The 24964-nt window shown below is 74.7% G+C and carries 30 protein-coding genes; 16 read left to right on the forward strand and 14 right to left on the reverse strand.

Annotated features, from left to right (window positions below):
* On the forward strand, positions 1-1239 hold the full coding sequence (locus tag ACIOHG_RS04535) for a sensor histidine kinase (RefSeq protein WP_400945208.1): 1239 nt from the start codon (positions 1-3) through the stop codon (positions 1237-1239).
* A gap of 10 nt (positions 1240-1249) precedes the next feature.
* Positions 1250-1879, forward strand: a complete 630-nt coding sequence (locus ACIOHG_RS04540) for a response regulator (RefSeq protein ID WP_400945210.1) — start codon at positions 1250-1252, stop codon at positions 1877-1879.
* A gap of 22 nt (positions 1880-1901) precedes the next feature.
* Here the strand turns inward: ACIOHG_RS04540 and ACIOHG_RS04545 are convergent, their stop codons facing one another.
* Both ACIOHG_RS04545 and ACIOHG_RS04550 read right to left on the reverse strand, forming a co-directional pair.
* On the reverse strand, positions 1902-2768 hold the full coding sequence (locus tag ACIOHG_RS04545) for a transglutaminase family protein (RefSeq protein WP_400945212.1): 867 nt from the start codon (positions 2766-2768) through the stop codon (positions 1902-1904).
* 50 nt (positions 2769-2818) lie between these two features.
* Positions 2819-3826, reverse strand: coding sequence for a GNAT family N-acetyltransferase (locus ACIOHG_RS04550; RefSeq protein WP_400945214.1), 1008 nt, complete (start codon positions 3824-3826; stop codon positions 2819-2821).
* Positions 3827-3953: 127 nt separating this feature from the next.
* Here ACIOHG_RS04550 and fdxA point away from each other — a divergent pair, with 127 nt between their 5' ends.
* Both fdxA and dapC read left to right on the forward strand, forming a co-directional pair.
* Positions 3954-4280 carry a ferredoxin gene (gene fdxA, locus ACIOHG_RS04555; protein ID WP_030459925.1) on the forward strand — a complete coding sequence of 109 codons (327 nt, stop codon included), beginning with the start codon at positions 3954-3956 and terminating at the stop codon, positions 4278-4280.
* Between the two features lie 22 nt (positions 4281-4302).
* Complete coding sequence (gene dapC, locus ACIOHG_RS04560; protein ID WP_400945216.1) at positions 4303-5448, forward strand: succinyldiaminopimelate transaminase; 1146 nt, start codon at positions 4303-4305, stop codon at positions 5446-5448.
* A 74-nt stretch (positions 5449-5522) separates the two neighbouring features.
* Here dapC and ACIOHG_RS04565 read toward each other — a convergent pair whose 3' ends face one another.
* Both ACIOHG_RS04565 and ACIOHG_RS04570 read right to left on the reverse strand, forming a co-directional pair.
* Positions 5523-6248: a hypothetical protein gene (locus ACIOHG_RS04565; protein WP_400945218.1), complete on the reverse strand. Its 726-nt coding sequence runs from the start codon at positions 6246-6248 to the stop codon at positions 5523-5525.
* Between the two features lie 392 nt (positions 6249-6640).
* Positions 6641-7732, reverse strand: a complete 1092-nt coding sequence (locus tag ACIOHG_RS04570; RefSeq protein ID WP_400945220.1) for a hypothetical protein — start codon at positions 7730-7732, stop codon at positions 6641-6643.
* A gap of 209 nt (positions 7733-7941) precedes the next feature.
* On the opposite strand from ACIOHG_RS04570, the gene dapE reads away from it, so the two are divergent.
* Positions 7942-9015 carry a succinyl-diaminopimelate desuccinylase gene (gene dapE / locus ACIOHG_RS04575; RefSeq protein ID WP_400945222.1) on the forward strand — a complete coding sequence of 358 codons (1074 nt, stop codon included), beginning with the start codon at positions 7942-7944 and terminating at the stop codon, positions 9013-9015.
* A gap of 68 nt (positions 9016-9083) precedes the next feature.
* Positions 9084-9866, forward strand: coding sequence for a TIGR00730 family Rossman fold protein (locus ACIOHG_RS04580; protein ID WP_400945224.1), 783 nt, complete (start codon positions 9084-9086; stop codon positions 9864-9866).
* Positions 9867-9891: 25 nt separating this feature from the next.
* Here ACIOHG_RS04580 and folP read toward each other — a convergent pair whose 3' ends face one another.
* Positions 9892-10704, reverse strand: a complete 813-nt coding sequence (gene folP, locus ACIOHG_RS04585; RefSeq protein ID WP_400945752.1) for a dihydropteroate synthase — start codon at positions 10702-10704, stop codon at positions 9892-9894.
* A gap of 192 nt (positions 10705-10896) precedes the next feature.
* On the opposite strand from folP, the gene ACIOHG_RS04590 reads away from it, so the two are divergent.
* Together ACIOHG_RS04590 and ACIOHG_RS04595 are read left to right on the forward strand one after the other, a co-directional pair.
* On the forward strand, positions 10897-11328 hold the full coding sequence (locus ACIOHG_RS04590; RefSeq protein WP_400945226.1) for a DivIVA domain-containing protein: 432 nt from the start codon (positions 10897-10899) through the stop codon (positions 11326-11328).
* Positions 11325-11894 (forward strand): DNA-3-methyladenine glycosylase I, encoded by a 570-nt coding sequence (locus ACIOHG_RS04595; protein WP_400945228.1) that lies wholly within the window; start codon positions 11325-11327, stop codon positions 11892-11894. The genes ACIOHG_RS04590 and ACIOHG_RS04595 overlap by 4 nt, the downstream gene beginning before the upstream one ends.
* Positions 11895-12010: 116 nt before the next feature.
* Here ACIOHG_RS04595 and ACIOHG_RS04600 read toward each other — a convergent pair whose 3' ends face one another.
* Positions 12011-12811, reverse strand: a complete 801-nt coding sequence (locus ACIOHG_RS04600; protein ID WP_400945230.1) for an enoyl-CoA hydratase/isomerase family protein — start codon at positions 12809-12811, stop codon at positions 12011-12013.
* 291 nt (positions 12812-13102) lie between these two features.
* On the opposite strand from ACIOHG_RS04600, the gene ACIOHG_RS04605 reads away from it, so the two are divergent.
* Positions 13103-13270: a DUF3117 domain-containing protein gene (locus ACIOHG_RS04605; RefSeq protein WP_074001376.1), complete on the forward strand. Its 168-nt coding sequence runs from the start codon at positions 13103-13105 to the stop codon at positions 13268-13270.
* Between the two features lie 123 nt (positions 13271-13393).
* On the opposite strand, the gene ACIOHG_RS04610 is transcribed toward ACIOHG_RS04605, so the two are convergent.
* Positions 13394-14068: an O-methyltransferase gene (locus tag ACIOHG_RS04610; protein WP_400945232.1), complete on the reverse strand. Its 675-nt coding sequence runs from the start codon at positions 14066-14068 to the stop codon at positions 13394-13396.
* Between the two features lie 247 nt (positions 14069-14315).
* Here ACIOHG_RS04610 and sigE point away from each other — a divergent pair, with 247 nt between their 5' ends.
* The 4 genes from sigE (at position 14316) to ACIOHG_RS04630 (ending at position 17213) form a co-directional block, all read left to right on the forward strand.
* Positions 14316-15023, forward strand: a complete 708-nt coding sequence (gene sigE, locus ACIOHG_RS04615) for an RNA polymerase sigma factor SigE (RefSeq protein WP_400945234.1) — start codon at positions 14316-14318, stop codon at positions 15021-15023.
* Positions 15020-15883, forward strand: a complete 864-nt coding sequence (locus ACIOHG_RS04620; protein ID WP_400945236.1) for a zf-HC2 domain-containing protein — start codon at positions 15020-15022, stop codon at positions 15881-15883. Before sigE ends, ACIOHG_RS04620 begins: the two co-directional genes overlap by 4 nt.
* Before the next feature lie 132 nt (positions 15884-16015).
* Positions 16016-16438: a sec-independent translocase gene (locus tag ACIOHG_RS04625; protein ID WP_400945238.1), complete on the forward strand. Its 423-nt coding sequence runs from the start codon at positions 16016-16018 to the stop codon at positions 16436-16438.
* Between the two features lie 127 nt (positions 16439-16565).
* Complete coding sequence (locus tag ACIOHG_RS04630; protein WP_400945240.1) at positions 16566-17213, forward strand: hypothetical protein; 648 nt, start codon at positions 16566-16568, stop codon at positions 17211-17213.
* Here the strand turns inward: ACIOHG_RS04630 and ACIOHG_RS04635 are convergent.
* Positions 17159-17596 (reverse strand): hypothetical protein, encoded by a 438-nt coding sequence (locus ACIOHG_RS04635; RefSeq protein ID WP_400945241.1) that lies wholly within the window; start codon positions 17594-17596, stop codon positions 17159-17161. The genes ACIOHG_RS04630 and ACIOHG_RS04635 overlap by 55 nt on opposite strands.
* Positions 17597-17642: 46 nt before the next feature.
* Here ACIOHG_RS04635 and ACIOHG_RS04640 point away from each other — a divergent pair, with 46 nt between their 5' ends.
* Together ACIOHG_RS04640 and ACIOHG_RS04645 are read left to right on the forward strand one after the other, a co-directional pair.
* The gene (locus ACIOHG_RS04640; RefSeq protein ID WP_400945243.1) at positions 17643-18455 is read left to right on the forward strand and encodes an integrase; all 813 of its coding nucleotides are present in this window, start codon (positions 17643-17645) and stop codon (positions 18453-18455) included.
* Positions 18456-18505: 50 nt separating this feature from the next.
* On the forward strand, positions 18506-18730 hold the full coding sequence (locus ACIOHG_RS04645) for a hypothetical protein (protein ID WP_400945245.1): 225 nt from the start codon (positions 18506-18508) through the stop codon (positions 18728-18730).
* Positions 18731-18747: 17 nt separating this feature from the next.
* Here the strand turns inward: ACIOHG_RS04645 and ACIOHG_RS04650 are convergent, their stop codons facing one another.
* The 6 genes from ACIOHG_RS04650 to ACIOHG_RS04675 form a co-directional block, all read right to left on the reverse strand.
* Entirely contained in the window at positions 18748-19437 is a 690-nt protein-coding gene (locus tag ACIOHG_RS04650) for a hypothetical protein (protein ID WP_400945247.1), read from the reverse strand.
* Between the two features lie 102 nt (positions 19438-19539).
* The gene (locus tag ACIOHG_RS04655) at positions 19540-20004 is read right to left on the reverse strand and encodes a hypothetical protein (protein ID WP_400945249.1); all 465 of its coding nucleotides are present in this window, start codon (positions 20002-20004) and stop codon (positions 19540-19542) included.
* Between the two features lie 104 nt (positions 20005-20108).
* A complete protein-coding gene (locus tag ACIOHG_RS04660) occupies positions 20109-21269 on the reverse strand; it encodes an Mrp/NBP35 family ATP-binding protein (protein WP_400945251.1) in 1161 nt (386 codons plus the stop codon).
* A 56-nt stretch (positions 21270-21325) separates the two neighbouring features.
* On the reverse strand, positions 21326-21973 hold the full coding sequence (locus ACIOHG_RS04665) for a DUF1003 domain-containing protein (protein WP_400945253.1): 648 nt from the start codon (positions 21971-21973) through the stop codon (positions 21326-21328).
* Positions 21963-23270 (reverse strand): magnesium transporter MgtE N-terminal domain-containing protein, encoded by a 1308-nt coding sequence (locus ACIOHG_RS04670; RefSeq protein WP_400945255.1) that lies wholly within the window; start codon positions 23268-23270, stop codon positions 21963-21965. The genes ACIOHG_RS04665 and ACIOHG_RS04670 overlap by 11 nt, the downstream gene beginning before the upstream one ends.
* An 89-nt stretch (positions 23271-23359) precedes the next feature.
* Entirely contained in the window at positions 23360-23887 is a 528-nt protein-coding gene (locus ACIOHG_RS04675; RefSeq protein WP_400945256.1) for a pyridoxamine 5'-phosphate oxidase family protein, read from the reverse strand.
* 124 nt (positions 23888-24011) lie between these two features.
* On the opposite strand from ACIOHG_RS04675, the gene ACIOHG_RS04680 reads away from it, so the two are divergent.
* A complete protein-coding gene (locus ACIOHG_RS04680) occupies positions 24012-24932 on the forward strand; it encodes a DMT family transporter (RefSeq protein ID WP_400945258.1) in 921 nt (306 codons plus the stop codon).
* The last annotated feature ends 32 nt before the right edge of the window (positions 24933-24964 follow it).

Consider the following 24964-nt stretch of genomic DNA (forward strand, 5'->3'; position numbering starts at 1 on the left):
ATGCAGACGCCCGCACCGGCCCGCCACCCCGACCAGCCCGGGTCCGGGGAGGCCGGGCCGGACGGCCGGTGGACCACCTACCCCGGAGCCTCGGTGGCGACCCGCCGCCAGCTGCTGGTCAAGCTCACCTGGACGGCCATCTGGGCGCTCTACCTCGCCTACCCCGTCCAGGACCTGGCGACCGGTCAGCACACCGTGGCCGCCACCGTCGCCGGGGGCGGCGCGCTCGCGCTCTTCCTGGGCGTCTACCTCACCGTCGTGGTGATGCGGAACCGGCCGGTCTTCGGCGAGGCCGCGGAGCGGGTGCCGCTCGGCCTGATGCTGGTGATCGCGATCACCACCTCGTTCACCCTCGGCGAGTCCTGGCTGACCCTGTTCACCTACACCTCGGTCTGCGCCTCGGTGGTGCTGCCCGGCCGCCGGGCGATCGGCGGGATCCTCGGCGTCACCGCGGTCTTCGTGCTGGTCGGCCTCGCCATCCGGGCCGACGCCGGGACGATGGTCAGCATCGGACTGCCCTGCCTGCTGGCCGGCGTGGCGATGTACAGCATGCAGAAACTCGTCGCCACCATGCGGGAGTTGAAGGAGGCCCGGGCCGCCGTCGCGCACCTCGCCGCCTCCGAGGAGCGGCTCCGGCTGGCCCGCGACCTGCACGACCTGCTCGGCCACTCGCTCTCGCTGATCGCCATCAAGGGCGAGCTGGCCGGCCGGCTGATGGACGCCGGCAAGGGCCCCGAGGCCCGCGCCCAGGTCGCCGACATCGAGCAGGTCGCCCGGCAGTCCCTGACCGACGTCCGGGAGGCCGTCACCGGCTTCCGCCGCCCCACCCTCCCGGTCGAACTCGCCGCCGCCCGCACCGCGCTGGCCGCCAGCCAGATCCAGCTCGACGCCGACCCCCGGCTCGCCGAGGAGCGCCCCGGCCTCGGCGCCGAGGAGTCCGGCGTGCTCGCCTGGGCGCTCCGCGAGGCCGTCACCAACGTGGTCCGGCACGGCGCCGGCGCCACCCGCTGCACCGTCCACCTCGACGAGACCTGGGAGGAGGACGGGCACTACGCCGTCCTGGAGGTCGTCGACAACGGCCCCGGGCCCGGCAAGTCCGCGGCCGGCAACGGCCTCTCCGGCCTCGGCGAACGGCTCGAACAGGTCGGCGGCCGGCTCCTCACCGGCCCGGCCGACCGCGGCCGGGGCTTCCGGCTCCGCGCCCTGGTTCCGCTGCTGCCCGGCCCCAGCGGGCAATAGGCTGCCCCGCGTGACCGAAGGAACGGGTGAACGACCGGTGCGGGTGCTGCTCGCCGAGGACCAGGGCATGGTGCGGGAGGCGCTGGCCGCGCTGCTCTCGCTGGAGGACGACCTGGAGGTGGTCGCGCAGGTCTCGCGCGGCGACGAGGTGGTGGCAGCGGTGACCGAGCACCGGGTCGACGTCGCCGTCCTGGACATCGAGATGCCCGGCATGACCGGCATCGACGCCTGCGCCGAGATCCGCCGGGCCCGCCCGCAGACCAAGGTGGTCATCGCCACCACCTTCGGCCGGCCCGGCTACCTGCGCCGCGCCATGGAGCACGGGGCCGACGCGTTCCTGGTCAAGGACGCGCCCGCCGCGCAGCTCGCCGAGGCGATCCGCCGGGTGCTGCGCGGCGAGAAGGTGATCGACCCGACGCTGGCCGCGGCCGCCCTCGCCGAAGGGGCGAACCCGCTGACCGCCCGCGAGCGCGAGGTGCTGGCCGCCGCCGCCGACGGCGCGGTCAACGCCGAGATCGCCCGGCGCCTGCACCTGTCCGAGGGGACGGTCCGCAACTACCTGTCGATGGCGATCCAGAAGACCGCGGCCCGCAACCGGGCCGAGGCGGTCCGGGTCGCCCGCGAGAAGGGCTGGCTGTGACACCGCCGCCGCGGGGCCCGGCTCAGTTCAGGCGGTGGCGGGCCGAGCGGGCCTCCTGGCGGACCTTGGCGGCGCTCTCCGGGTCGAAGGCGTCGAGGATCTCCGCGTAGGAGTCCATCTCGGCCGCGCCGCCCAGGAAGTCGCCGGTCTTGACCAGCAGCTCGGCGCGCTCCAGGCGCAGTTGCGCGGGGTGCCGGGGCAGCAGCAGGGCCAGCTCGGCGGCCCAGAGCTGGGTGCGGGCGTGCTCGGGGCGGTCGGCGGCCCAGCGCCGGATGTTGCCCAGGACGCGCAGCACCAGGTCCAGCGGCTGGGCGGGGGTGAGCAGTTCGGGCGAGTAGCGGTGCCCGGAGGCGGCCACCAGGCGCTCGACGTCCGGGACGTCGAGCAGCCGACCGCCGTGGAACGGGTCGGCCAGCACGTACTCGTCGCCGCCCACCGGGCCGCCCACCGCGACGATGAAGTGCCCCGGCAGCGCGATGCCGTGGACGGTCAGACCGGCCCGGGCGGCGACCGCCGACCAGACCAGCGAGAGCGTGATCGGCAGCCCCCGGCGGCGGCGCAGCACCTCCGGCAGCAGCGAGGACTCCAGCCGCAGGTAGTCGGACTGCCGGCCGTGGAAGCGCTCGCGCCCGCCGAGCACCGCCGCGAGGAGCGCGGCGGTCTCCTCCGGGCCGCTCGGGCGGCGCTCGGCGACGGCCTTGCGGATGGCGGCGGCGTGCCGGTCCAGCGCGGCCTGACAGGCGGTCAGGAGGGCGTCCAGGTCGGGCTGTTCACTGTCGCCGGGGTCGCCGAGGGTGTGCTCGGCGGCGGCGAGCAGGCACAGCAGCACCGGGTCGGGGCGCTCGGCCCGGGCCTCGGCGCGGAAGCGGTTTCTGCTCTGCTCGGTCACTGCGGCCTTCGGTTCGGCAGCGGTCGTGGCTCACTTGCTGGTGGTGCACGCTACCGCTGGGAGAGGCGGGCGTAGTGGTAAGTGTGACTGGTCGTGAAACCCAGCCCGTCGTACAGGGCGATCGCCCCGGCGTTGTCGGCCTCGACCTGCAGGTAGGCGCCGGTGGCGCCCTCCTCGGCGGCCCGGGACGCCAGCCGGGCCAGCACGGCGGTGGCCAGCCCCCGGCGGCGGGCCGCCGGGGCGACCTCGACCGCGCCGAAGCAGGCCCAGTCGCCGTCCACCGCCAGACGGCCGATCGCCAGCGGGGCGCCGTCCGGACCCGGCACGTGGCCGAACCAGACCGAGGGGCCGCCGTGCAGCACGGCGGTGGCGGCGGCCTCCAGGGCCGGGTCGTCGCCGACCCGGCGGTACAGCGACAGCCACCCGGGGCCGGCGGTGCGGGCCAGCCGGACGTCCGCCGCGCCGCCCGCCCGGGCCAGCGCGCCGAGCGGGGCGGTGCGCACCAGGGTCGGCGCCAGGGCGGCGCCGTGGCGCTCCAGCGCGGCCGCCAGGCCGTCCGGCGCGCCCGGGGAGACCAGCTCGACGTGGGCGGGCAGCCCGCGGGCCGCGTACCAGTCGGCCACCCGGCGCAGCGCCTCGTCCAGCGGCACGCCCGGATCGCCCAGCGCCTGCACCGAGTTGGCCCGCCGGGTGAACCCGGACGAGGCGCGCAGCGTCCACGCGCCGAGCGGCTCCTGCTCGACCGCGGGCCAGCCGCGCGCGGCGATCCGCTGGAGTTCGAGCGGATCGGCGGTCGGGGCCGGCCGGAGCCGGGCCGGGAACGGCGGGACCGCTTTGCCCGCGACCAGCAGTTCGGCGGCGAACCGCACTTCGGGCCCGGTGCGCGGCTCGACCGTCAACCCGCCGTCGTCCCAACCGGTGAGCACACCGATCGCATCGCGGAACTGCGGCCGTCCGTCCGCCACGCCGTCCAGGCGCCGGACCGACACGCGTCGTCCCACGTCAGAGGGGTCTATCCGGACCTCCGGACGGGACTCGAGCGGAACTCCGCCGAGCATCAACGGCACCTCCTGTGCATTTGCGGTCGCCGACCCGCGATACTAGGTGCGGGCATCGACGACGCCGCGCGCACTGCGCGACCGAGTAAACAGTAGGGCGGCAGCCCTTCCGAGGAGGAACGACAGCGTGACCTACGTCATCGCGCAGCCTTGTGTCGACGTGAAGGACAAGGCGTGCATCGAAGAGTGCCCCGTCGACTGCATCTACGAGGGTGAGCGCTCCCTCTACATCCACCCGGACGAGTGCGTCGACTGCGGCGCCTGCGAGCCGGTCTGCCCGGTCGAGGCGATCTTCTACGAGGACGACACCCCGGAGGAGTGGAAGGACTACTACAAGGCGAACGTCGAGTTCTTCGACGACCTGGGCTCGCCCGGCGGCGCCTCCAAGCTCGGCCTGATCGAGCGCGACCACCCGTTCATCGCCGCGCTGCCCCCGCAGAACGCCGAGCACTGAGCCGATCGGTGGCATCCACGCTGTGAGCACCAACGACAGCACGCACGCGCCGCTCCCGGGCCACCCGGGGGCGGCGCGCCGCGTCTCCGACCGCCTGCCGGTCTTCCCGTGGGACAAGCTGGAGCCGTACAAGCGGACGGCCGAGGCCCACCCCGACGGGCTGTGCGACTTCTCGGTCGGCACCCCCGTCGACCCGGTGCCGGAGCTGATCCGGCGGGCGCTGGCCGCGCACGCCGACACCCCCGGCTACCCCACCGTGTGGGGCCCGCTGTCGCTGCGCGACGCGATCGCCGGCTGGCTGAACCGCCGCTGCGGCGCCGAGATCGGCCCCGAGGCCGTGCTGCCCACCGTCGGCTCCAAGGAGCTGGTGGCCTGGCTGCCCGGCCAGCTCGGCCTCGGCCCCGGCGACCAGGTCGCCTACCCGAAGCTCGCCTACCCCACCTACGAGGTCGGCGCGCTGCTCTGCGGCGCCGAGCCGGTCGCGTACGAGGACGTCGAGGAGCTGGACGGCGCCAAGGTCCGGCTGCTCTGGCTGAACTCGCCGTCCAACCCGACCGGCCGGGTGCTCGGCGCGGACGAGCTGCGCCGCGCCGTCGAGTGGGCCCGGGCGCACCGGGTGCTGCTGGTCAGCGACGAGTGCTACCTCGAACTGGGCTGGGACGCCGAGCCGGTGTCGGTGCTGAACCCCGCCGTGTGCGGCGGCTCGCACGAGGGCCTGCTGGCCGTCCACTCGCTCTCCAAACGCTCCAACCTGGCCGGCTACCGGGCCTCCTTCGTCGCCGGCGACCCGGTGGTGGTCCGCGAACTGCTGGAGGTCCGCAAGCACGGCGGCCTGATCGTGCCCGCGCCGGTGCAGGCGGCCACCGCGGCCGCGCTCGCCGACGACGCGCACGTGGCCGAGCAGCGGGCCCGCTACGCCCAGCGGCGCAGCGCGCTGCGGGCCGCGCTGGAGGCGTACGGCTTCCGGATCGAGCACTCCGAGGCGAGCCTGTACCTGTGGGCGACCCAGGACCGGCCGTGCTGGGAGACGGTGGCCGAACTGGCCGAGCTCGGCATCCTGGTGGCGCCCGGCGACTTCTACGGCCCGGCCGGCGACCGCTTCGTCCGGGTGGCGTTCACCGCCACCGACGAGCGGGTGGCCGCGGCGGTGGAGCGGCTCAAGCGCTGACGCTCCGCCAGGGGCGTGCGGAAGGGGCGGAGCCGGCCGGCTCCGCCCCTTCCGCGTGGTGCCGTGACGCGGGGTCAGCCGATCGGCAGGCCGCCGCCGCCCAGGCCGCCGAGCAGGCCACCGACCGGGCCGAGCGCGCCGGTCAGGCCGCCGAGCGGGCTGTTGCCGCCGCCCAGTGCGGGCATCCCGCCGAGGCGGTTCGCGGACTCGTGCTCGGTCAGGCCCGCGACGGTGCCGGCCACCGGCAGCGACTGGACGACCCCGGTGACCGGGCCGAGCTTGTCGGCGGCCGGCAGCGACTGGGTCAGCTTGCTGGTGGGCAGGCCCTTGGCCACGGTGTGCAGCGGGCTGGCGGTGGCCTTGTGGGCGGCCGGGACGACCTTGTCGGTGACCGCCGGGCCGACCTTCTCCTCCACCGCCGGGGCGACCCGTTCGGTGAGCGTGTCGAGCGAGCCGGTCAGCTGGCCGGCCTTGCCGACCGGGCCGAGGCCGCCGAGCGCCTCGTCGGTGGGCGGCAGGGTGTGCGCCACCGTGTTGCCGGCCGCGTCGCCGGCCGCCGGGCCGCCCGCCGCCAGGGCGGCGGCACCCGTGGTGCCGACCACGTGGCCGAGTTCGTGGGTAGCCCCCTGCACCGTGTCGCCCGAGTTGGGGACGGCGGCCAGCTTGGTCACGCCGGCGCCCAGGTCGGTCTGCGGCACCACCTCGGAGGCGGAGGCGGCGCCCGCGGCCGCCAGCGGCGCCGCGGTGGCGGCGACGACCAGCGCGGCCTGGGCGATCCGGCGCGTGAGGGGGAAGGACATGGCGCTCCTAAGAGGTGAGGTCAACGGTCCGCCGGGCGGACGGCGCGAGGGCGTGCCGTCCGGCGGGCGACGTGTATGACCGCAAGAGCACCGGGAAGGTTTCGGCCGGTCAAGGTCAAGGGTTGGCAAAGGCAGGGTGGGGCATTTTCGGGCATTCCGCAGTACCCGGGTCGGCCGGTCACCGCTGAGGAACCGTCACTTCCCTTGGCGGACCGGGCCTGTGGCGGCCCGTCGGCGCACCGGTTCGGAGGTCGCCCGACCGGGCCGCCGTCGTCAGCCGGGGTTGACACGAATCACCCGCCCGGCGGTAACCCGCGCACCAGTGCGTCAACGCACCGTCAGCGGGTCACTGCCCCACCGCGGTGCGGGTCACCGCTCCACCGCCGACCGGGTCACTTCTTCTTCTTGGCCGGAGCGCCCAGCGTCACCAGCACCCGGTCCGCCGGGGCCTCCGCCAGCGGCTTCCAGCCGTCCAGCGGCCGGTCCACCCGCCACACCTTGCCGTCGTACGCGACCTGGCCGATCCCCAGGTCCGCCGCCCGGGCCACCGACCAGTGCGCCAGCGCCCAGCCGGTCTGCGCCGCCCCGCCGGCCGCCGCGGTGCTCGCCGTCACCTGCGGGCTGAACGCCAGCACCTCGCGCGGGTCCTTCGGCGCCTTGGCGTCCGGGCCGACCGCCACCGCCTTGCCGAACTCCCGGCGCACCTGCTCGGTGAGGGCCGCCGCGGTCGGCGCCTTCTCCGCCGGGTCGGTCGGGTTCGGGTCCGGCAACTGGTGCACCACGCAGTCCAGCGCGGCCGGCTCGCGGCCCGTCAGCACCGTCGACAGCAGCGTCGCGCTGCCCTCGTGCTTGGCGTACGCCTGCGGGTAGCCGCTGCGCTGCACCTGCTGGGCGGCGTCGGTCAGCGGCATCTGCGCGTACCCGTTCACCTTCACCAGCGCGTCCAGGAACTTGTTGGTCGAGTACACCGGGTCCATGATCTGGTCGACCGTGCCCCAGCCCTGCGAGGGGCGCTGCTGGAACAGGCCGACCGAGTCCCGGTCGCCGCCCTCCAGGTTGCGCAGCTTCGACTCCTGGATCGCCGTCGCCAGCGAGATCGTCACCGCCCGCTCCGGCAGCCCGCGGGAGATCGCCACCGCCGTGATGGTCGCCGCGTTCGCCGCCGCCGGCAGCTCCAGCGTCCCCGAGCCGGTCGCCGTGGTGATCCGGCAGCCTTCGTCCGGCACCGCCGGGCTCTTGTCCCGGTTCAGGTACACCACCAGGCCGCCGACCACCGACAGCGCCAGCACGCCCACCAGCACCCGCCCCCACGGCCGGCGGCGGCGCGGCGGGTCCTCCTCGTACTCCAGGCCGTCCGTCCAGCTGCCGCGCTCCTCGGGGCCGTCGTACTCGTCGTGGTGACCGTCGTGCCCGGCGTGGTCGTCCGGGGCGCCGTGGTGCTCCGCGTCGTCGTCGTAGTCGCCGTACTCGGCGTCTTTGGCCACGGGGTCGCCCCTCTCCTGGGTGAACGGTCGGTGTCGGTCCGCAACGGTCCGGGCCCGGGAGCGCGCACCGGGCCAGGACACCGTAACCGCTCGGACGGCTGTACGGGTCCGCGCGGTTGCGACCCTGCTCACAGGGCCGTTCGGAGCCGTGTCGACGCGATGACCCGGCGTCATCGGCGCGACCCGACCTTATCGATAGGGTGGCCGCCATGAGCAGCCCGAACGAGCCCCTCGACCTGACCCTCGACGGCGGCGCCCTGACCGCCCGCCTCGTCGACTTCCCGTCCGTCAGCGGCGAGGAGACCGCCCTCGCGGACGCCGTCGAGAACGCGCTCCGGGCCCTCCCGCACCTCAGTGTCGACCGGTACGGCAACAACGTGGTGGCCCGGACGAACCTCGGCCGGGCCGAGCGGGTGGTGCTCGCCGGGCACCTGGACACGGTGCCGATCGCCGACAACGTCCCCTCGCACGTCGAGGGCGACCTGCTCTACGGCTGCGGCACCTCCGACATGAAGTCCGGCGTCGCCGTGCAGCTCCGGCTCGCCGCCACCGTGACCGAGCCCAACCACGACGTCACCTACGTGTTCTACGACTGCGAGGAGGTGGAGGCCGAGCGCAACGGCCTCGGCCACCTGTTCGCCGTCCACCCCGACTGGCTGGCGGGCGACTTCGCCGTCCTGATGGAGCCCAGCGGCGCCGTCGTCGAGGGCGGCTGCCAGGGCAGCCTGCGCGCCGACATCACGCTCACCGGCGTCCGGGCGCACGCCGCCCGCAGCTGGCTCGGCGACAACGCCATCCACAAGGCCGCCGAGGTGCTGCGCCGGCTGGTCGAGTACACCCCCCGACGGGTCGTCATCGACGGCCTGGAGTACCGCGAGGGCCTGAACGCCACCCGGATCGACGGCGGCGTGGCCGGCAACGTCATCCCCGACGAGTGCAAGATCCACGTGGCCTTCCGGTTCGCCCCCGACCGCAGCCTGGAGGAGGCCGAGGCGCACCTGCGCGAGGTCTTCGACGGCTACCGGCTGGACATCGTGGACGCCTCGCCCGCCGCCCTGCCCGGCCTCTCCCAGCCCGCCGCGCGCGCCTTCCTGGCCGCCGTCGGCGGCGAGCCCCGGGCCAAGTTCGGCTGGACCGACGTCGCCCGGTTCTCCGCGCACGGCGTCCCCGCCGTCAACTACGGCCCCGGCGACCCGAACCTGGCCCACAAGCGCGAGGAGCACTGCTCGCTCACCGCGATCGCCGAGGTCGAGGAGCGGCTGCGGGAGTGGCTCACCCGGTAGTCCCGCCCTCGCCCGGTCGTTTTCCGTTGTTCCCCGGAAAGTTGCCTTGTCAGGCGTAGGGTTTCGTCATGACAGCCAACGGAGATGAACCCGTCCGCCGGCAGAAGAAGCCGTGGCCCGAGAAGCGCAAGGGGCCGGTGCTGCTGCGGCGGGACCAGGTCGAGACGAGTACGACGGATCAGCGGCTGCTGGACACCACCGGGCCGACCGACTGGTTGCACACCGATCCGTGGCGGGTGCTGCGGATCACCTCCGAGTTCGTCGAGGGCTTCGGCGCGCTCGCCGAACTCCCCACCGCCATCAGCGTGTTCGGCTCCGCCCGGACGCCGGTCGACTCGCCCGAGTACCAGGCCGGGGTGGAGATCGGCCGGGCGCTGGCCGAGGCCGGCTACGCGGTGATCACCGGCGGCGGCCCCGGCGCGATGGAGGCCGCCAACAAGGGCGCCACCGAGGCCGGCGGCCTCAGCGTCGGCCTCGGCATCGAGCTGCCCTTCGAGCAGGGCCTCAACGAGTACGTCGACCTGGGCCTGAACTTCCGTTACTTCTTCGTCCGCAAGACGATGTTCGTGAAGTACGCCCAGGGCTTCGTGGTGCTCCCCGGCGGGCTCGGCACCCTGGACGAACTGTTCGAGGCGCTGACGCTGGTGCAGACGAAGAAGGTCACCCGGTTCCCGGTGGTCCTGTTCGGCAGCGCCTACTGGGGCGGCCTGGTGGAGTGGCTGAAGTCCACCCTGGTCGCGCAGGGCAAGGCCAACCCGGCCGACCTCGAACTGTTCCACGTCACGGACGACGTCGCCGAGGTGCTGAAGATCCTGGACGCCGCGCGCGGACCGCACGGCACCCCGGCGTAGTCCTCCCGCGGCGCCCGACGGTCCGTCAGGCCAGCCCCCGGCGGGCGACCGCCGGGGGACGGGTGCCGCGGATCGAGGCCACCATGTCCAGCACCTGCCGGGTCTCCGCGACCTGGTGCACCCGGTAGACCTGGGCGCCCAGCCAGGCCGAGACCGCGGTGGTGGCCAGCGTGCCGAGCAGCCGCTCGTCCACCGGCTTGTCCAGCGTCTCGCCGACGAAGTCCTTGTTGGAGAGCGAGACCAGCACCGGGAACCCGGTCGCCGTCATCTCCGGCAGCCGGCGGGTCGCCTCCAGCGAGTGCCGGGTGTTCTTCCCGAAGTCGTGCCCCGGGTCGATGATCAACCCGTCGCGGCGGACGCCCAGTTCGAGCGCCCGCTCGGCCAGGCCGACGGTCACCGCCAGGATGTCCGCCATCACGTCCTGGTACCCCACCCGGTGCGGCCGGGTGCGCGGCTCCGCACCGCCCGCGTGGGTGCAGACCAGGCCCGCGCCGTACCGGGCCGCGACCTCGGCCAGCTTCGGGTCGAAGCCGCCCCAGGCGTCGTTCAGCAGGTCCGCGCCCACCTCGCAGACCGCCTCGCCGACCTCGTGCCGCCAGGTGTCCACGCTGATCACCGCCGCCGGGTGGCGCTTGCGCAGCTCCGCCACGAACGGCACCGTGCGGCGCAACTCCTCCTCCACGGTGACCTCTTCGCCCGGACCGGCCTTCACGCCGCCGATGTCCAGGATCGCCGCGCCCTCCGCGACGGCGCGGTCCGCGGCCGCGAAGGCCGCCTCGTCGGCGAAGGTCGCGCCGCGGTCGAAGAACGAGTCCGGAGTCCGGTTGACGATCGCCATGACCACCAGCTCGTCCGGACCGAACTCCCGCGTGCCGAGGCGTAGTGCCACCGGTGTCTCCTCCTCAGCGCTCCCGGGTGCAATGATGGGCCCCGGCCTGTCAGGGGACCATGATCCCACCTTGCTCCCGCGCGCGGGCCGAAGCCGACCGGGAACTGCCGGGAACCCCCGGGGACTGACGGAGGACAGCTCGTGTTCTGGGTGATCGTGGCTGCGATGGCCGTGGTGGTCGGCGGCGCCGCGCTGGTGGCGCTCGGCGGCGGTGGAACGCTTCCGGAGGCCGAGCACGACCGGCTCTCCGCCCGGCTCCCCCAGGACCGGCCGCTCGGCCGGGCCGACGTGGACGAGCTCCGCCTCCCGATGGCGCTGCGCGGCTACCGGATGGACGAGGTCGACGACGTGCTCGACCGGCTCGGCGCGGAACTCGCCCTCCGGGACGCGCGGATCGCCGAGCTGGAGGCCGTCGGCGCGGTGCGCGGCTCGGTCGAGGCGGGCGCGGGTGCCGGTGCGGGCGGCGGTGAGCCGCTGCCCGGGCTGGAGTCCTTCACGGCGGTGCTGGAGCAGCGGCCGGCCCAGGACGCGGGCGAGGCCGAGGCCGAGGGCGAGAAGAGCGACCGTCCGTGACCGGTGGGGCGGTGCTCGGCGCCGACGGTCTGCGGCGCTGCGGGTGGGGTGACTCGGCGGACGACTACCGGCTCTACCACGACACCGAGTGGGGCCGGGCGGTCCACGGCGACCAGGCCCTGTTCGAACGGATCTCGCTGGAGGCGTTCCAGTCCGGCCTGTCCTGGATCACCATCCTGCGCCGCCGCGAGGGCTTCCGGGCCGCGTTCCGGAACTTCTCGATCGCCGAGGTGGCGGAGTTCGGCGACGCCGACGTCGAGCGGCTGCTCGCGGACACCGGCATCATCCGCAACCGGGCGAAGATCCTGGCGACCGTGGCCAACGCCCGGGCCGCCCGCGAACTCGACGGCGGGCTGGACGAGTTGGTCTGGGGCTTCGCGGTGGAGCCGGGCCGGCCGGCCCCCCGGGCGCCGGCCGAGGTGCCGGCCGTGACGGCGGAGTCGACGGCGCTGGCGAAAGCGCTCAAGCGCGCCGGCTTCCGGTTCGTCGGGCCGACGACGGCGTACGCGCTGATGCAGGCGTGCGGGCTGGTGAACGACCACCTGGCGGACTGCCACGCGAGGTAGGGAGCCCGTTCCGGCGGGGCGGTGCCCGCCGTTCCCGGACCCGGCCGCCCGTGCCCGTTCCCCTGCGCGCAGTTCCCCGCGCCCCTGCCGGGGCGCGGGGAACTGCGCGTGCGGGCTCAGCGGCCGAGGTAGGTGGGCTTCTGCTTGGCGAGGAAGGCGTCGACGGCGATGCGGTGGTCCTCGCTGTTGCCGGCGGCGGTCTGGAGTTCGTCCTCCTTGTCGAGCAGGTCGGAGAGCGAGTGGGCGGCGCCGTAGGCCAGGGACTCCTTGATCGCGCCGTAGGCAAAGGTCGGGCCGTCGGCCAGGGTACGGGCGAACTCGCGGGCGGTGTCGGCGAGTTCGGCGGCGGGGACGACCCGGGTGGCCAGGCCGAGGGCGAGCGCCTCCTCGGCCCGGACGGTGCGGGGGAGCAGCAGGAGCTCGGTGGCGCGGGCGTGGCCGACCAGGCGGGGGAGGGTCCAGGAGGCGCCGGAGTCGGCGGTCAGGGCGACGCCGGCGAAGGAGGTGTTGAAGCCCGCGGTGTCGGCCAGGATCCGGAAGTCGCAGGCGAAGGCGAGCGAGGCCCCGGCCCCGGCGGCGACGCCGTTGACGGCGGCGACGGTGGGCTTGCGCATCCCGGCCAGCGCGCGCACCAGCGGGTTGTAGTGCTCGGCGACGGTGCGCAGCGCGCTCTCGCCGGTCTCGCGCTGCCGCTCCAGCAGGCCGACGTGCTCCTTGAGGTCCTGGCCCACGCAGAAGGCCTTGCCGCCGGCGCCGGTGAGCAGCACCGCCCGGACCTCCGGGTCGGTGGCGGCGGTGGTGACGGCGTCCCGGAGGGCGACCTTGGTGGGGGTGTCGAGGGCGTTCATGGCCTCGGCGCGGTCGATGGTGAGGACGGCGAGCGCGCCGTCGCGCTCGTAGCGCACGGTGTCGGACATGGGTGAGGGCTCCCGGGTCGCGGTGGGCTGTCGTGGGCCAGCATGCCGGAGCGCGCCCGTTCGGGGGAGTGTGAGGTGGCGCACCTGCGGCGGGCGTGTCGGAGTGCGGGGGGATGGGGCTTTCGGCAGGTAATCAGGGCTTTGGTGCTGGTTGGGAAGGGTTGGCGGAGAGAGTGATGTTGGTCATCCAGCCATTGCATGCGGGATAATGGCTTCCGATCAATGCGTTCGATACCGGCGGTGGACGGACTGCCGGTGCATACCTGAACGGTTGCAGGAAGGGGAACGAGCATGGCGGCCATGAAGCCGCGGACGGGTGACGGCCCGCTGGAGGTCACCAAGGAGGGGCGGGGCATCATCATGCGCGTTCCGCTCGAAGGGGGCGGGCGCCTGGTGGTCGAGCTGACGCCGGACGAGGCGCAGGCGCTCGGCGAGGCCCTGAAGAAGGCCTGCGGCTGACCTGCCGCAGCGCAGTGCCCGCACCTTCGGGCCTTCCCCGGAGGTGTTCGACGGGCCCGGTCCCCCGACGGGGGACCGGGCCCGTCGCGCTGGCCCCGGCCGGGCCGGTCGGCGCTTGACGGCTCAGCGCTTGACGGCGCAGAGCAGGCCGTCGGAGACCGGCAGCAGGGCGGGCAGCAGGGTGTCGCTCTCCCGGATGTCGGCGACCAGGTCGCGCACCGCGCGGGTCTGCGGGTCGTCGTGCGCGGGCTCGGCCAGCCGGCCCTCCTGGAAGACGCCCTCGAAGCAGACCACGCCGCGCGGGCGCAGCAGCCGGACCGCCTCGGTCAGGTGGAACCGGGAGTCGGCCGGGTCGCCGTCGCAGAACACCAGGTCGTACTGGCCGTCGGCGAGCCGGGGGAGCACGTCCCGGGCCCGGCCGGGGATGCAGCGGACCCGGTTGGCGGCGAAGCCGGCCGCCCGGTAGGACTCGCGGGCGTACTGCTGGCGGACCGGCTCGGCGTCGACGGTGGTGAGCACCCCGTCGGCGCGCATGCCGCGCAGCAGGTAGACGCCGGAGACCCCGGTGCCGGTGCCGACCTCCACCACGGCCTTCGCGTCCAGGGCGGCGGCGAGCAGGCGCAGCGCGGCCCCGCCGCTGGGGCCGATCGCGCGTATCCCGGTGCGGGCCGACTGGGCCCGGGCGTAGGTCAGCACCGCGTCCTCGCCGACGTAGGTGTCGGCGAGGGCCGCGCGCTGGGGCCCGAACTCGGTGATGGCTGCCTCTTCCGGAGCGCCGGTGCCGACCCAAGTCGACAAATTCCAGCGACAGACTACTGGCCGCCCGGGAACCGTGTTCGGCGGCTGGCCGTTCCTCTTCTACGGACGGCCGGGCCGTCCGGGGCGGTGGCCGTTCGACCGCTCTTATCCGGGCTTGACGGGTGAGGTGGATATGGTGGTGGCTCTGCTGGGCAGAAGAGCCGACCGAGGAGGTGTGGCCGAGGGCGACGTCCCTGTGCAGCGGCACCTCCGCGGCACTGCGTCGACCCGTACGCCGAAGCCCGTGATGAACAAGTCTGTGCACTCCCCCCTGGACAAGCCGACCGCGGCCGACGACTCGGTGGCCGAGGCCGCCGGCACGCTGGCGTCCTTCACCGAGGGGGCCGACGCGCAGAGTTGGACGCCGCCCAGCTGGGAGGAGATCGTCGAGGCGCACAGCGCCCGGGTCTACCGCCTGGCCTACCGGTTGACGGGCAACCAGCACGACGCCGAGGACCTCACCCAGGAGGTCTTCGTCCGGGTGTTCCGCTCGCTGTCCACGTACACCCCCGGCACCTTCGAGGGCTGGCTGCACCGGATCACCACCAACCTGTTCCTGGACATGGTGCGCCGCCGCCAGCGGATCCGCTTCGACGCCCTCGCAGAGGACGCCGCGGAGCGCCTGGCCAGCCGCGAGCCCAGCCCCGCCCAGCACTTCAGCGACACCCACTTCGACGCGGACGTCCAGCAGGCGCTGGACACCCTCGCGCCGGAGTTCCGGGCCGCCGTGGTGCTCTGCGACATCGAGGGCCTCTCCTACGAGGAGATCGCCGCCACCCTCGGGGTGAAGCTCGGCACCGTCCGCAGCCGGATCCACCGCGGCCGCTCGCACCTGCGCGCGGCCCTCAAGCACCGGGCGCCGAACGCCGCCGCGGGCCGTTCGCGCCGGGGCGGCTCCGCCGAGCCCGTGCCGGTCGGCGCCGAGCCGGTCGGAAGCGACCGGAGGGGGTCATGAGCGATCACGCCCCCGAGCGCGCGGACGCGGGCGGCCGCTCGCGCTGGGCGCCGCTGCGCCGCGCCCCCGAACCGGCGGCGCCCGGGCTGCGGCCCGGGGCGCTCCGCCCGGTCGAGCCGGTGGCGGAGGAGCACCACCTCGGCGACCGCCTGACCGCGTACCTGGACGGCGAGCTGGGCCACGACGCCCGCGAGCGGGTCCAGGCCCACCTGGCGACCTGCCCGGACTGCCTGGCCGAGGCCGAGGAGGCCCGGGCCGTCAAGCGGACGCTCGGCGCCGCCGCGCCGCCCGGCCCGTCCGCCGCCCTGATGGCCCGGCTGATGGCCGTCGCCGCGCTGCCGGAGGACGGGGCGGGCCCCGACGGTCCGCCGGCCCCGCCCGGGTCCGGCGGCGTGTTCGGCGGCAGCCGGCTCACCGGCGGCTCGTTCGGCCGGGGCGCGGGCTTCGGCGGCGGCGCGCTCGGCGCGGACGCCCCGATACCCGGCGTCGACCCGCGGGCCGGCCTGTTCGGCGCCCGCCCGTCCGCCGCGCCGCGGCCCGGGTCGGCCGGGCTGCCGCGGCCGCTCGCCGCGCTCACCGAACTGCCCGGTCGCCCGCCCGCCGCCCGCGGCCGCCGGCTGGTGTTCGCCGCCGCCGGGGCGTTCTCGGTCGCCGCGGTCACGCTGGGCGGGGTCGGCGGCCTGACCACCGGCCAGGGCACCACCCGGCAGCCCGCCAGCGTCACGCCGGTCGGCGGGGCGATCGTCCCGGTGAACGCCCAGCAGCCCGCGCTGGACGTCCAGGAGTACCCGCTGCGGGCCCGCTACCAGGTCACGCCCCCGCCGTCGCCCACCGGTGACCCGCGGCAGCTCCTGCGCTAGCCTGCCTTCACCGGCACGCCGCCGACGCCGGTCACCCGGGTGGTCTTTACCACGGTTTCACCCGAGGGAGGCCGGAGCCGCGGCAGCCCGCGTTTACCCTTGTCGAAGCGTTGTCGGGTGCTGGGAGTTCAGGTGTTCGGAGACATAGGCGGACTGGAGGTCGTGACGCTCATCGTCATGGCCATCGTGATCTTCGGTCCGGACAAGCTCCCCAAGCTGATCCAGGACACCATGGGCTTCATCCGCAAGATCCGCTCCTTCGCGGACAACGCGAAAGAGGACATCCGCAGCGAGCTGGGGCCGGAGTTCCAGAACTTCGACTTCGAGGACCTCAACCCGAAGACCTTCGTCCGCAAGCAGCTGCTCGGCGACGGCGAGGACCCGCTCGGCCTGAAGGACCTCAAGGACAGCGTGGACATCAAGTCCGCGCTGAACGGGGACCCGACGCCGACGCCCACCGCCTCGGTCGACTTCTCCAAGGCCGCGACCTCCGCGAGCGCCGGCCCGGCGCTGGCCGTCGGCGAGCGCCCGCCCTTCGACCCGGACGCCACCTGACGGGCCGTCACCCCCGACCGTTGTGCCGACGCCCCGCCCCAGCAGGCGGGGCGTCGCCGTTCCCGCCGCTATCGTGTCCCCTGCCGAGCAACCACCGAGCCGGCAGCGAACGACCGAGGAGGCCGCAGTGGACGCCACGACCAGCACCGGAGGCACCGCCGCCGCGCGCCTGCCCGTCGACCCGCTGGACGCCTACCGGGCCGCCGACTTCCCCTGGTACGGCCTCGACGAGGGCTGGACCGGGCGCCGCTGGCTCGGCCAGGTCGGCACCGGCCAGCGCGGCGCCGACACCGAGGCCCCCGACTACGGCACCCTCGGCCACGGCGACGAGCCCGCCCGCGGCCCCGAGGCCCGGGACACCCGCCGGTTCGCCGTGGTGGTCACCGTCGCCCGCCGCGACGTGCGGCGCAGCGCCGACAACACCGGCACCCTGGAGGCCACCTCCGCCTCCTCCGCCGCCTGGCTGGCCGGCTCCGGCCTGCTCGGCGCCACCTGGCCCGGCAACCTCGACCGCGCGCTGCGGCAGAACTGGCTCGACCAGCAGACCTCCCTCGCCTGGGACCTCGCCGACGACCTGGACGGCCCCGGCTGGTCCTCGCTCACCCTGCCCGTCAACGGCCTCCCGCAGCCCTTCCGCTACCGCGAGTCCGAGTACGGCTGGGTGCTGGCCGGGGAGGCTCCCGGGGTGCTGATCGGCGCCTACGGCCGCTCGGTCTCCGCCTACGGCGTCGGCTTCACCGCGGTGCCCGACCTGGCGGCGTACGACGGGCGGTGAGCCGCACCAGCCCGGCCGCTCGCGTGGTGCGCGTCCGGTTCGGCGCAGCGGCGGACGCCGTCGTCGTCGAGCGACACCCGCGAGCCGCAGACCAGCAACGGGGCCCGCTCCACCGTCCACCACCCGGCGAGGGCCAGCAGCAGTGCGGCGACCGCCGCGACCCCGGTCCGGGCCGACCGGGGCCCGCCGTACCAGGTCACCGTGACCGCGGCCACCGCCGCCAGCGCGCCCGGGACCAGGAAGAACAGGGCGAGGCCGGTCCGGTCGTCCCGCAGCCCCGGCTTCGACTCCAGGTCCAGGCCCAGCAGCGCGCCGAACCCGATCAGCAGCGCCCCGGCCGCCAGCAGCACCGCCGCCAGGCACCCCACGTTCCGTCTGTCCACACCCGGTGGACGGCCCGCCACCCGCCCCCGGTTCCGGAGTCCGCCCGTGCAGATGTCGTTCGCCACCGCCCCCGGCTCCGCCGCGCTCCCCAACGAGGACGTCGTGCTGGCCGGCCCCGGCACCGTCGTCCTGCTCGACGGGGCGGGCCTGCCCGAGGGGACCGCGACCGGCTGCGCGCACGGCGTGGTCTGGTTCGTCCGGACCCTCGCCGGGGCGCTGCTCCAGCAGACCCTGCGGCCGGAGCGGCCGCTGACGGAGGGTCTGGCCGCGGCGCTCGACACCACTGCCCGCCGGCACGGGCCCGGCTGCGACCTCGGGCACCCGATGACGCCCACCGCGACCGTCGCCGTGCTGCGCCACCACGAGGACCGACTGGACTGGCTGGTGCTCGCCGACTCCACCGTCCTGCTCGACCTGCCCGGTGGGCCGCTCGCCGTCTCCGACCACCGGGTGGGCGAGGTGACGGACCGTCAGCGCCGCGAACTCGACGGCCGGCTGGCGGGCCTCGACCCGGCGGCCCGGCGCCGCCTGCTCACCGAGGCCCAGCGCACCGCGATGAACACCCCCGACGGCTACTGGGTGGCCGGCCCGGACCCGGCCGCCGCCGACCACGCCCGCACCGGCAGCGCCCCCTGGCCGGACGTTCGCCTCGCCGCCCTGCTCACCGACGGGGCCGCCCGCCCCGTCGACGACTTCGCCACCGCCGACTGGCCCGACACCCTCGCCCTGCTCCGCACCGGCGGCCCGCAGGCCCTGATCGACCGCACCCGCGCCCTCGAACGCACCGACCCCGCGCACACCCGCTGGCCCCGCACCAAGACCCACGACGACGCGACGGTCGCCCTCCTCCGACCCTGACCGACCCGCTACGGTGGGCCGCACACCGACGAGGGGGAGGGGCCCGACCGATGGACCACTACGAGGAGCACGTCGCGGCATCCCGGAGCCTGCTGTCCCAGGCGCACGGCCGGCTCCGGTACCCGACCTTCGAACACCTCACCACGATCGCCCAGGTCGAGGCCCTGCTGGCGATCGCCGCCGCGATCCGCACCCACCCCTCCCCGGACGCCGCCCACCACGCCGCCCAGGCCGCCGGGATGGTGGCGGCCCACCTGCCGAGGCGCCCGGAGTGATCAAGGGCGTTCCGGGTTTAGAACGGCGCCGGGTCCGGGTGGAGCGGGTGCCGGATCGCGCCCTTCATCAGGGCGAGGGTCCGCTCGTGGGTGTCGCCGACCCGGTCGATCACGCGCAGTCGGACGAAGACCTCCTCCACCTCGTTCATGGCCTTCTCGTTGAACCAGCCGATGAACATCAGCCCCTGCCCGGGAATCGGCCGCCCCTTCCCGATCAGGTCCAGTGCGAAGTCCTCCCGGTCCGTCAGGCCCCGGGCCGCGATCGCGTTGGTGGCCTCGGAAACGGACCCCCAGCCTGCGGAGTCCACCGCCCCGGCCGCGCGGGCCGTCGTGGTGAAGGTCACCCAGTAGTCCAGCGCGGTCACCGTCGCCACGTCCTGGGCGCCGTTGAACGCGTGGATCGCCCAGGAGAGTTGACCGGTTGGCCCGATGTCGGCCATGACCCGACCGAAGTACCCGATGGTCGGGCGGACGGCCCGCGCGTACTGGGCCCGGGCGAGCCACGCCCCGGAGACCGAGACGGCGAGTGCGGTGGCGCTCTGGATGTCCAGCAGGTCCAGGTCCCACGGCCACTGCTCCAGCGAACGGCCGTGCAGATTCTGCCGGACCACCGTGTGCAGGAACAACAGCCAGCTCAGCGTCACTACCGCGATCAGCAGCCGCGAGAAGACGGTGCTCCGCTGCACCACCCGCTGGTCGGTCTCCATCCCGATCTCCCCCCTGCGGCCCGACGGGCCGGAGCCCGAAGGCTAGGGCAGCGGGCCACCACCGGGAAGGGGCCCGCCAGCACGGGAACCGGTTCCGGCCATTCAGCTCTCGTCCGCCCCGGGCGGGGCCTTGCGGTCGAGGGGGAACTCGTCGCCCCCGATGGGGCGCCCGGCGAGGTCGCGCAGCCGCTTGGGGGCGCTGGCGAGCATCCCCAGGACGCCGACGGCTCCGGTCAGGCTCGCCGTGGTGAACCACCACCAGGCGCCTCCGGTCAGCGCCCCGGCCACGAAGAGAGCCACTGACACGACGAGGAAGAGCGCCGCCACCCCGATCCCGAAGGCGTCGCGTCGAGCCACCCCCTCGACCCCGATGATCCGTCTCAGCGTGCCGTCGATGTGCTCCCGCAGTTCGTCCTTGACACCGCTCTCCTCGGGCAGCAGGGCCAGCAGTTCGAGGTCCATCTTGACCCGGTGCCGCCCGCGCGGCTGCTGGTGCCGACGGTTGAGGAACGCCCCGAGCACCGCGAAGACCAGCCCCGCCAGAGGAAGAAGCGCCGCCCAGGTCATGGGTCAAACGTAGAGCGCCCCGCACCGCCGTGCCCCCGGTGACAGCAAAAGGGCCGGCCGGCGGGTCGGGAGAGCATCCCGCCGCCGACCGGCCCGCTGCTCGATCAGAACTTGTTCTTCGGGGTCAGGCCGAGGGAGAGGCCGGAGAGGCCGCGCTGGCGGCCGGAGAGTTTGCCGGCGATGGTGCGCAGGGCGGCGCCGGCGGGGGAGTCGGGGTGGGAGAGGACGACCGGGCGGCCGTCGTCTCCGCCCTCGCGGAGGCGGACGTCGATGGGGATGGAGCCCAGGACGGGGACGGTGGCGCCGACGCTGCGAGTGAGGGCGGCGGCGACGGTCTGGCCGCCGCCGGTACCGAAGACGTCGATCATCTCGTCGCAGTGCGGGCAGGGCATGCCCGACATGTTCTCGATCACACCGACGATCTTCTGGTGGGTCTGCAGGGCGATCGTGCCGGCCCGCTCGGCGACCTCGGCGGCGGCCATCTGCGGGGTGGTGACGATCAGGATCTCGGCGTTCGGGACGAGCTGTGCGACCGAGATGGCGATGTCGCCGGTGCCGGGCGGCAGGTCGAGCAGCAGGACGTCGAGGTCGCCCCAGTAGACGTCGGCGAGGAACTGCTGGAGGGCGCGGTGCAGCATCGGGCCGCGCCAGACGACGGGGGCGTTGCCCGGGGTGAACATGCCGATCGAGATGACCTTCACGCCGTTCGCCGACGGCGGCATGATCATGTCCTGGACCTGGGTCGGCCGGCCCTCGACGCCCAGCATCCGGGGCACGCTGTGGCCGTAGATGTCGGCGTCCACCACGGCGACCTTCAGGCCGTCCGCGGCCAGCGCCGCCGCCAGGTTGACCGTCACCGAGGACTTGCCGACGCCGCCCTTGCCGGAGGCCACCGCGTAGACCCGGGTCAGCGTGCCCGGCTTGGCGAACGGGATCTCCCGCTCCGGGGCGCCGCCGCGCAGCAGCTGCGACAGCTCGCGGCGCTGCTCCTCGCTCATCACGTCGAGCTCGACCGAGACGGCGGTGACGCCCGGCACGGCGGAGACCGCGTCGGTCACCCGCTGGGTGATCGTCTCGCGCATCGGACAGCCGGAGACGGTGAGGTACACCGCGACCTTCACCGCGCCGCCGTCGCCGATCTCGACGGACTTCACCATGCCGATCTCGGTGATCGGACGGTTGATCTCCGGGTCGTGGACGGTTCCCAGGGCTTCCCGGACGGACTGCTCCGTCACCCCGGCCGCCACCTCTGTCTCGTTGGCCATGTGTTGATGGTACGGCGCGGCGGCCCACCCCCGACTCGCCGGTAGCGTGCCGCCGGTCACAGCGTGTCGGCGGACTCCCGGCGCTCGTCCAGTTCCTTGAGCAGGCCCTGGAGTTCGGAGGCGATGAAGGCCCGGGTGGCGACCTCGCCCAGGCCCTGGCGGAGCGCCGCGACCTCCCTGGTCAGGTACTCGGTGTCGGCGATGCTGCGGTCGCTGCGGGCCCGGTCCTGCTCCATGTTGACCCGGTCCCGGTCGTCCTGGCGGTTCTGTGCCAGCAGGATCAGCGGCGCCGCGTACGAGGCCTGCAGCGAGAGCGCCAGGGTGAGGAAGATGAACGGGAAGTCGTCGAAGTGGACGGCCGCCGGGAGCACGGTGTTCCACAGCACCCAGACGATGATGACCCCCGTCATCCAGACGATGAACCGCCCGGTGCCGAGGAACCGGGCGATCCGCTCGGAGAGCTTGCCGAACGCCTCCGGGTCCCAGGCCGGCAGCCGGACCAGCCCCGGGCGGGCGGTGCGCGGCTGGTCGAGCCGGACCCGGACGCCCCCCGTCGCCGCGGGCCGCTCCTCGCGGCGGCCGCGCTGCTCCCGGGCCCGCAGTTCGCGCAGCTGCCGCAACTCGCGCAGCTCGCCCTGGATGCGCTGGCCGGGGCCGTCGCCGGGGCGCTTGCCGTCGCCCGGGCGCTTGCGCTCACCGTCCATCGGGCACCTCGCTCGTCTCGTTCCCGGCGGCGGGCCCGCCGCCCTCGATGCCGTGCGCCGAACCCTCGCGCCAGTCCTCCGGCAGCAGGTGGTCCAGCACGTCGTCCACGGTGACGGCGCCGAGCAGGTGGTCGTCCTCGTCCACCACCGGCGCGGCCACCAGGTTGTACGTCGCCAGGTACGAAGTGATCAGCGGCAGCGGGGTGTTGGGCGGCAGCGGGTCCAGGTCGTCGTCGACCATCGAGCCGACCAGGGTGTACGGGGGCTCGCGCAGCAGTCGCTGGAAGTGCACCGTGCCCAGGTACGTCCCGGTCGGGGTCTCGTTCGGCGGGCGGCAGACGTACACCTGGGCGGCCAGTGCGGGCTTGGTGTCGGAGACCCGGACCCGGGCCAGCGCCTCGGCGACCGAGGCGTCCGGCTCCAGCACGATCGGCTCGGTGGTCATCAGGCCGCCCGCGGTGTCCTCCGCGTAGGAGAGCAGGCGGCGCATCTCCTCCGCCTCGGCGGGCTCCATCAGGCGCAGCAGGCGCTCGGCGTCCTCGGCGGGCAGTTCGGAGAGCAGGTCGGCGGCGTCGTCCGGGTCCATGGTCTCCAGGATGTCGGCGGCCCGTTCCTCCTGGAGCTTGCCGATGATCTCCACCTGGTCGTCCTCGGGCAGCTCCTCCAGCACGTCCGCCAGCCGGTCGTCGTCCAGCGCGGCGGCCACCTCGGCCCGGCGCTTCGCGGAGAGGTGGTGCATCACGTTGGCCAGGTCGGCGGGGCGGAGCTGCTCGAAGGTGGCGAGCAGGCTGGCCGCGCCCTGGCCCTCCTCGTCCAGCGAGAAGCCGGTGACGGCGGACCAGTCGAGCAGCAGCTGCTCGCCCTTCGCCTTGCGCAGCCGCCCGGGGCGGCCGACCTGCACGAAGACCTTGTCGATCTCCCACTCGCGGAGCCGGGTCTGCACCATCGCCACGTCCAGCACGGTGACCTCGTCGGCGGTCTTGGTGCGGGTGACGGTGCGGTCCAGCAGCTCGGCGAGCACCAGCGTCTCGGACGGGCGCTGCTCGAAGCGGCGCATGTTCAGCAGTCCGGTGGACAGCACCTGGCCGGACTCCAGGCTGGTCACCCTGGTCATCGGCAGGAAGATCCGCCGCCGCCCGATCACCTCGACCACCAGCCCGAGCACCCGGGGCGGCCGCCCGCCGAGCCGCAGCGAGACCACCACGTCGCGGACCCGGCCCACCTGGTCGCCGTTCGGGTCGAAGACCGCCACCCCGGAGAGGTGGGAGATGTAGACCCGGCCGCCCGGCCCCGCCATACGGGACTCCCTCCGGAAGAAACGGACACAACCCCCCAAATCTAGCGGGGGTGGTGCGCGGGAGGAGGGAGGCGGGGCGAGGGAGTGCCTCAGCGCTTCTTCGCGAAGAGCAGCTTCGGGAGGCCGGCCGGGATCGGCCGGCGGGTGGTCGCCGGGGTGGGCAGCGGGGCGGCGGCGAGCGGGCCGTCCGGCAGCGGGGCGAGCGGCCCGTCCGGGACCAGCCGCAGGACCCGGCACTCGCGGGCCCAGCGGTCGGCCACGGTGTCGGTGTCGGGGGCGTTGAGGCGCTTGCCCTTGAGCTCCTCGACGGCGCCGTCCCAGCCGGGGGTGCCCGGGTCGAGCAGGGCGACGGCGGCGGTCAGGGCGACCAGCCGGCCGCCCTTGTCCTTGCTGCGGAAGGTCAGTTCGGCGGTGGAGCCGGCCGCGAGGCCGTGCAGCGGCTGCTCGGCGCCGCCGCCGACCACCACCACCGCGCCGTCGTGCCAGGCGTGCCAGAGCGGACGGGCGTGCGGCTGCCCGGCGGGCCGGACCCAGAGCAGGCCGGACTTCTTGGCCGCCTCTTCCACCAGGGCCCGGTCGAGGAAGTCTTCCGCGCTCGCGGTCGTCGTACGCTCCATGGCGCCCAGCGTACGGCCTGGGCCCGCACCGGCCGGGTCCATCCCCCGGACGACAGTTCCGTCGATCCGGGACAGCCCTTACCGTGTATGCCGTCCATATCATCGCCCCGCCCGAAGGAGCGCCGTGACCGCCGTCCGCACCACCGCCCCCGCCGCGACCCCGGCGCTCGGCGAGCGGCGGCAACTGCCGCGCACCGACCTGCTGCTGCTCGCGGTCTCGATCGCCGGCATCTCGCTCTCCGCCCCGCTGATCAGCGCGACCGCCGCCCCCGCGCTGGCGATCGCGTTCTGGCGCAACACCATGTCGGTCGGCGTGCTCGGCCCGTACGCGCTCTGGCGGCACCGGGCCGAGCTGCGCGGCATCCCGCGCCGGGCGCTGCTGCTGGCGGTGGCGGCCGGCGTGCTGCTGGCGCTGCACTTCGCGCTGTGGATGCCGAGCCTGCGGATGACCTCGGTGGCCTCGGCGACCGCCCTGGTCACCACCACCCCGCTGTGGACGATCCTGCTGATGCGGCTGCTCGGCGTCCGCGCGCCCCGGCTGGTGTGGACGGGCACCGGCCTGGCCTTCCTGGGCGTGCTGGTGCTGACCGGCGTGGACCTGTCGGTGTCGCCGCGCGCCCTGCTCGGGGACGCCCTGGCGCTCGCCGCGGGCGCCGCCGCGGCCGGGTACGTGCTGCTCGGCGCCGAGGTCCGGCGCACCGTGTCCACCACCGCGTACACCCTGGTCTGCTACACCACCTGCGCGGTGGCGCTGCTGGCGGTCTGCCTGCTGACCGGCACCCGGCTGGGCGGCTGGCCGGCCGGGGTCTGGTGGCAGATCGCGCTGCTGATGGTGGCCGCCCAGCTGCTCGGCCACTCACTGAGCAACCGGGTGGTGCGCACCCTGGGCCCCTCGATCACCTCGACCGCGATCCTGCTGGAGACCCCGGGCGCGGCCCTGCTGGCCGCGGTCTGGCTGGGCCAGTGGCCGCCGGCCGCCGCCTACCCGGCGCTCGGCCTGATCCTGGCGGGCCTGGTGCTGGTGGCCCGGGCGGAGCGCCGCTGACGCCCCGCCGACGCCTGGCGGACCGCCGACAC

This window comes from Kitasatospora sp. NPDC088134, from assembly GCF_044741705.1.
Lineage (GTDB): Bacteria > Actinomycetota > Actinomycetes > Streptomycetales > Streptomycetaceae > Kitasatospora.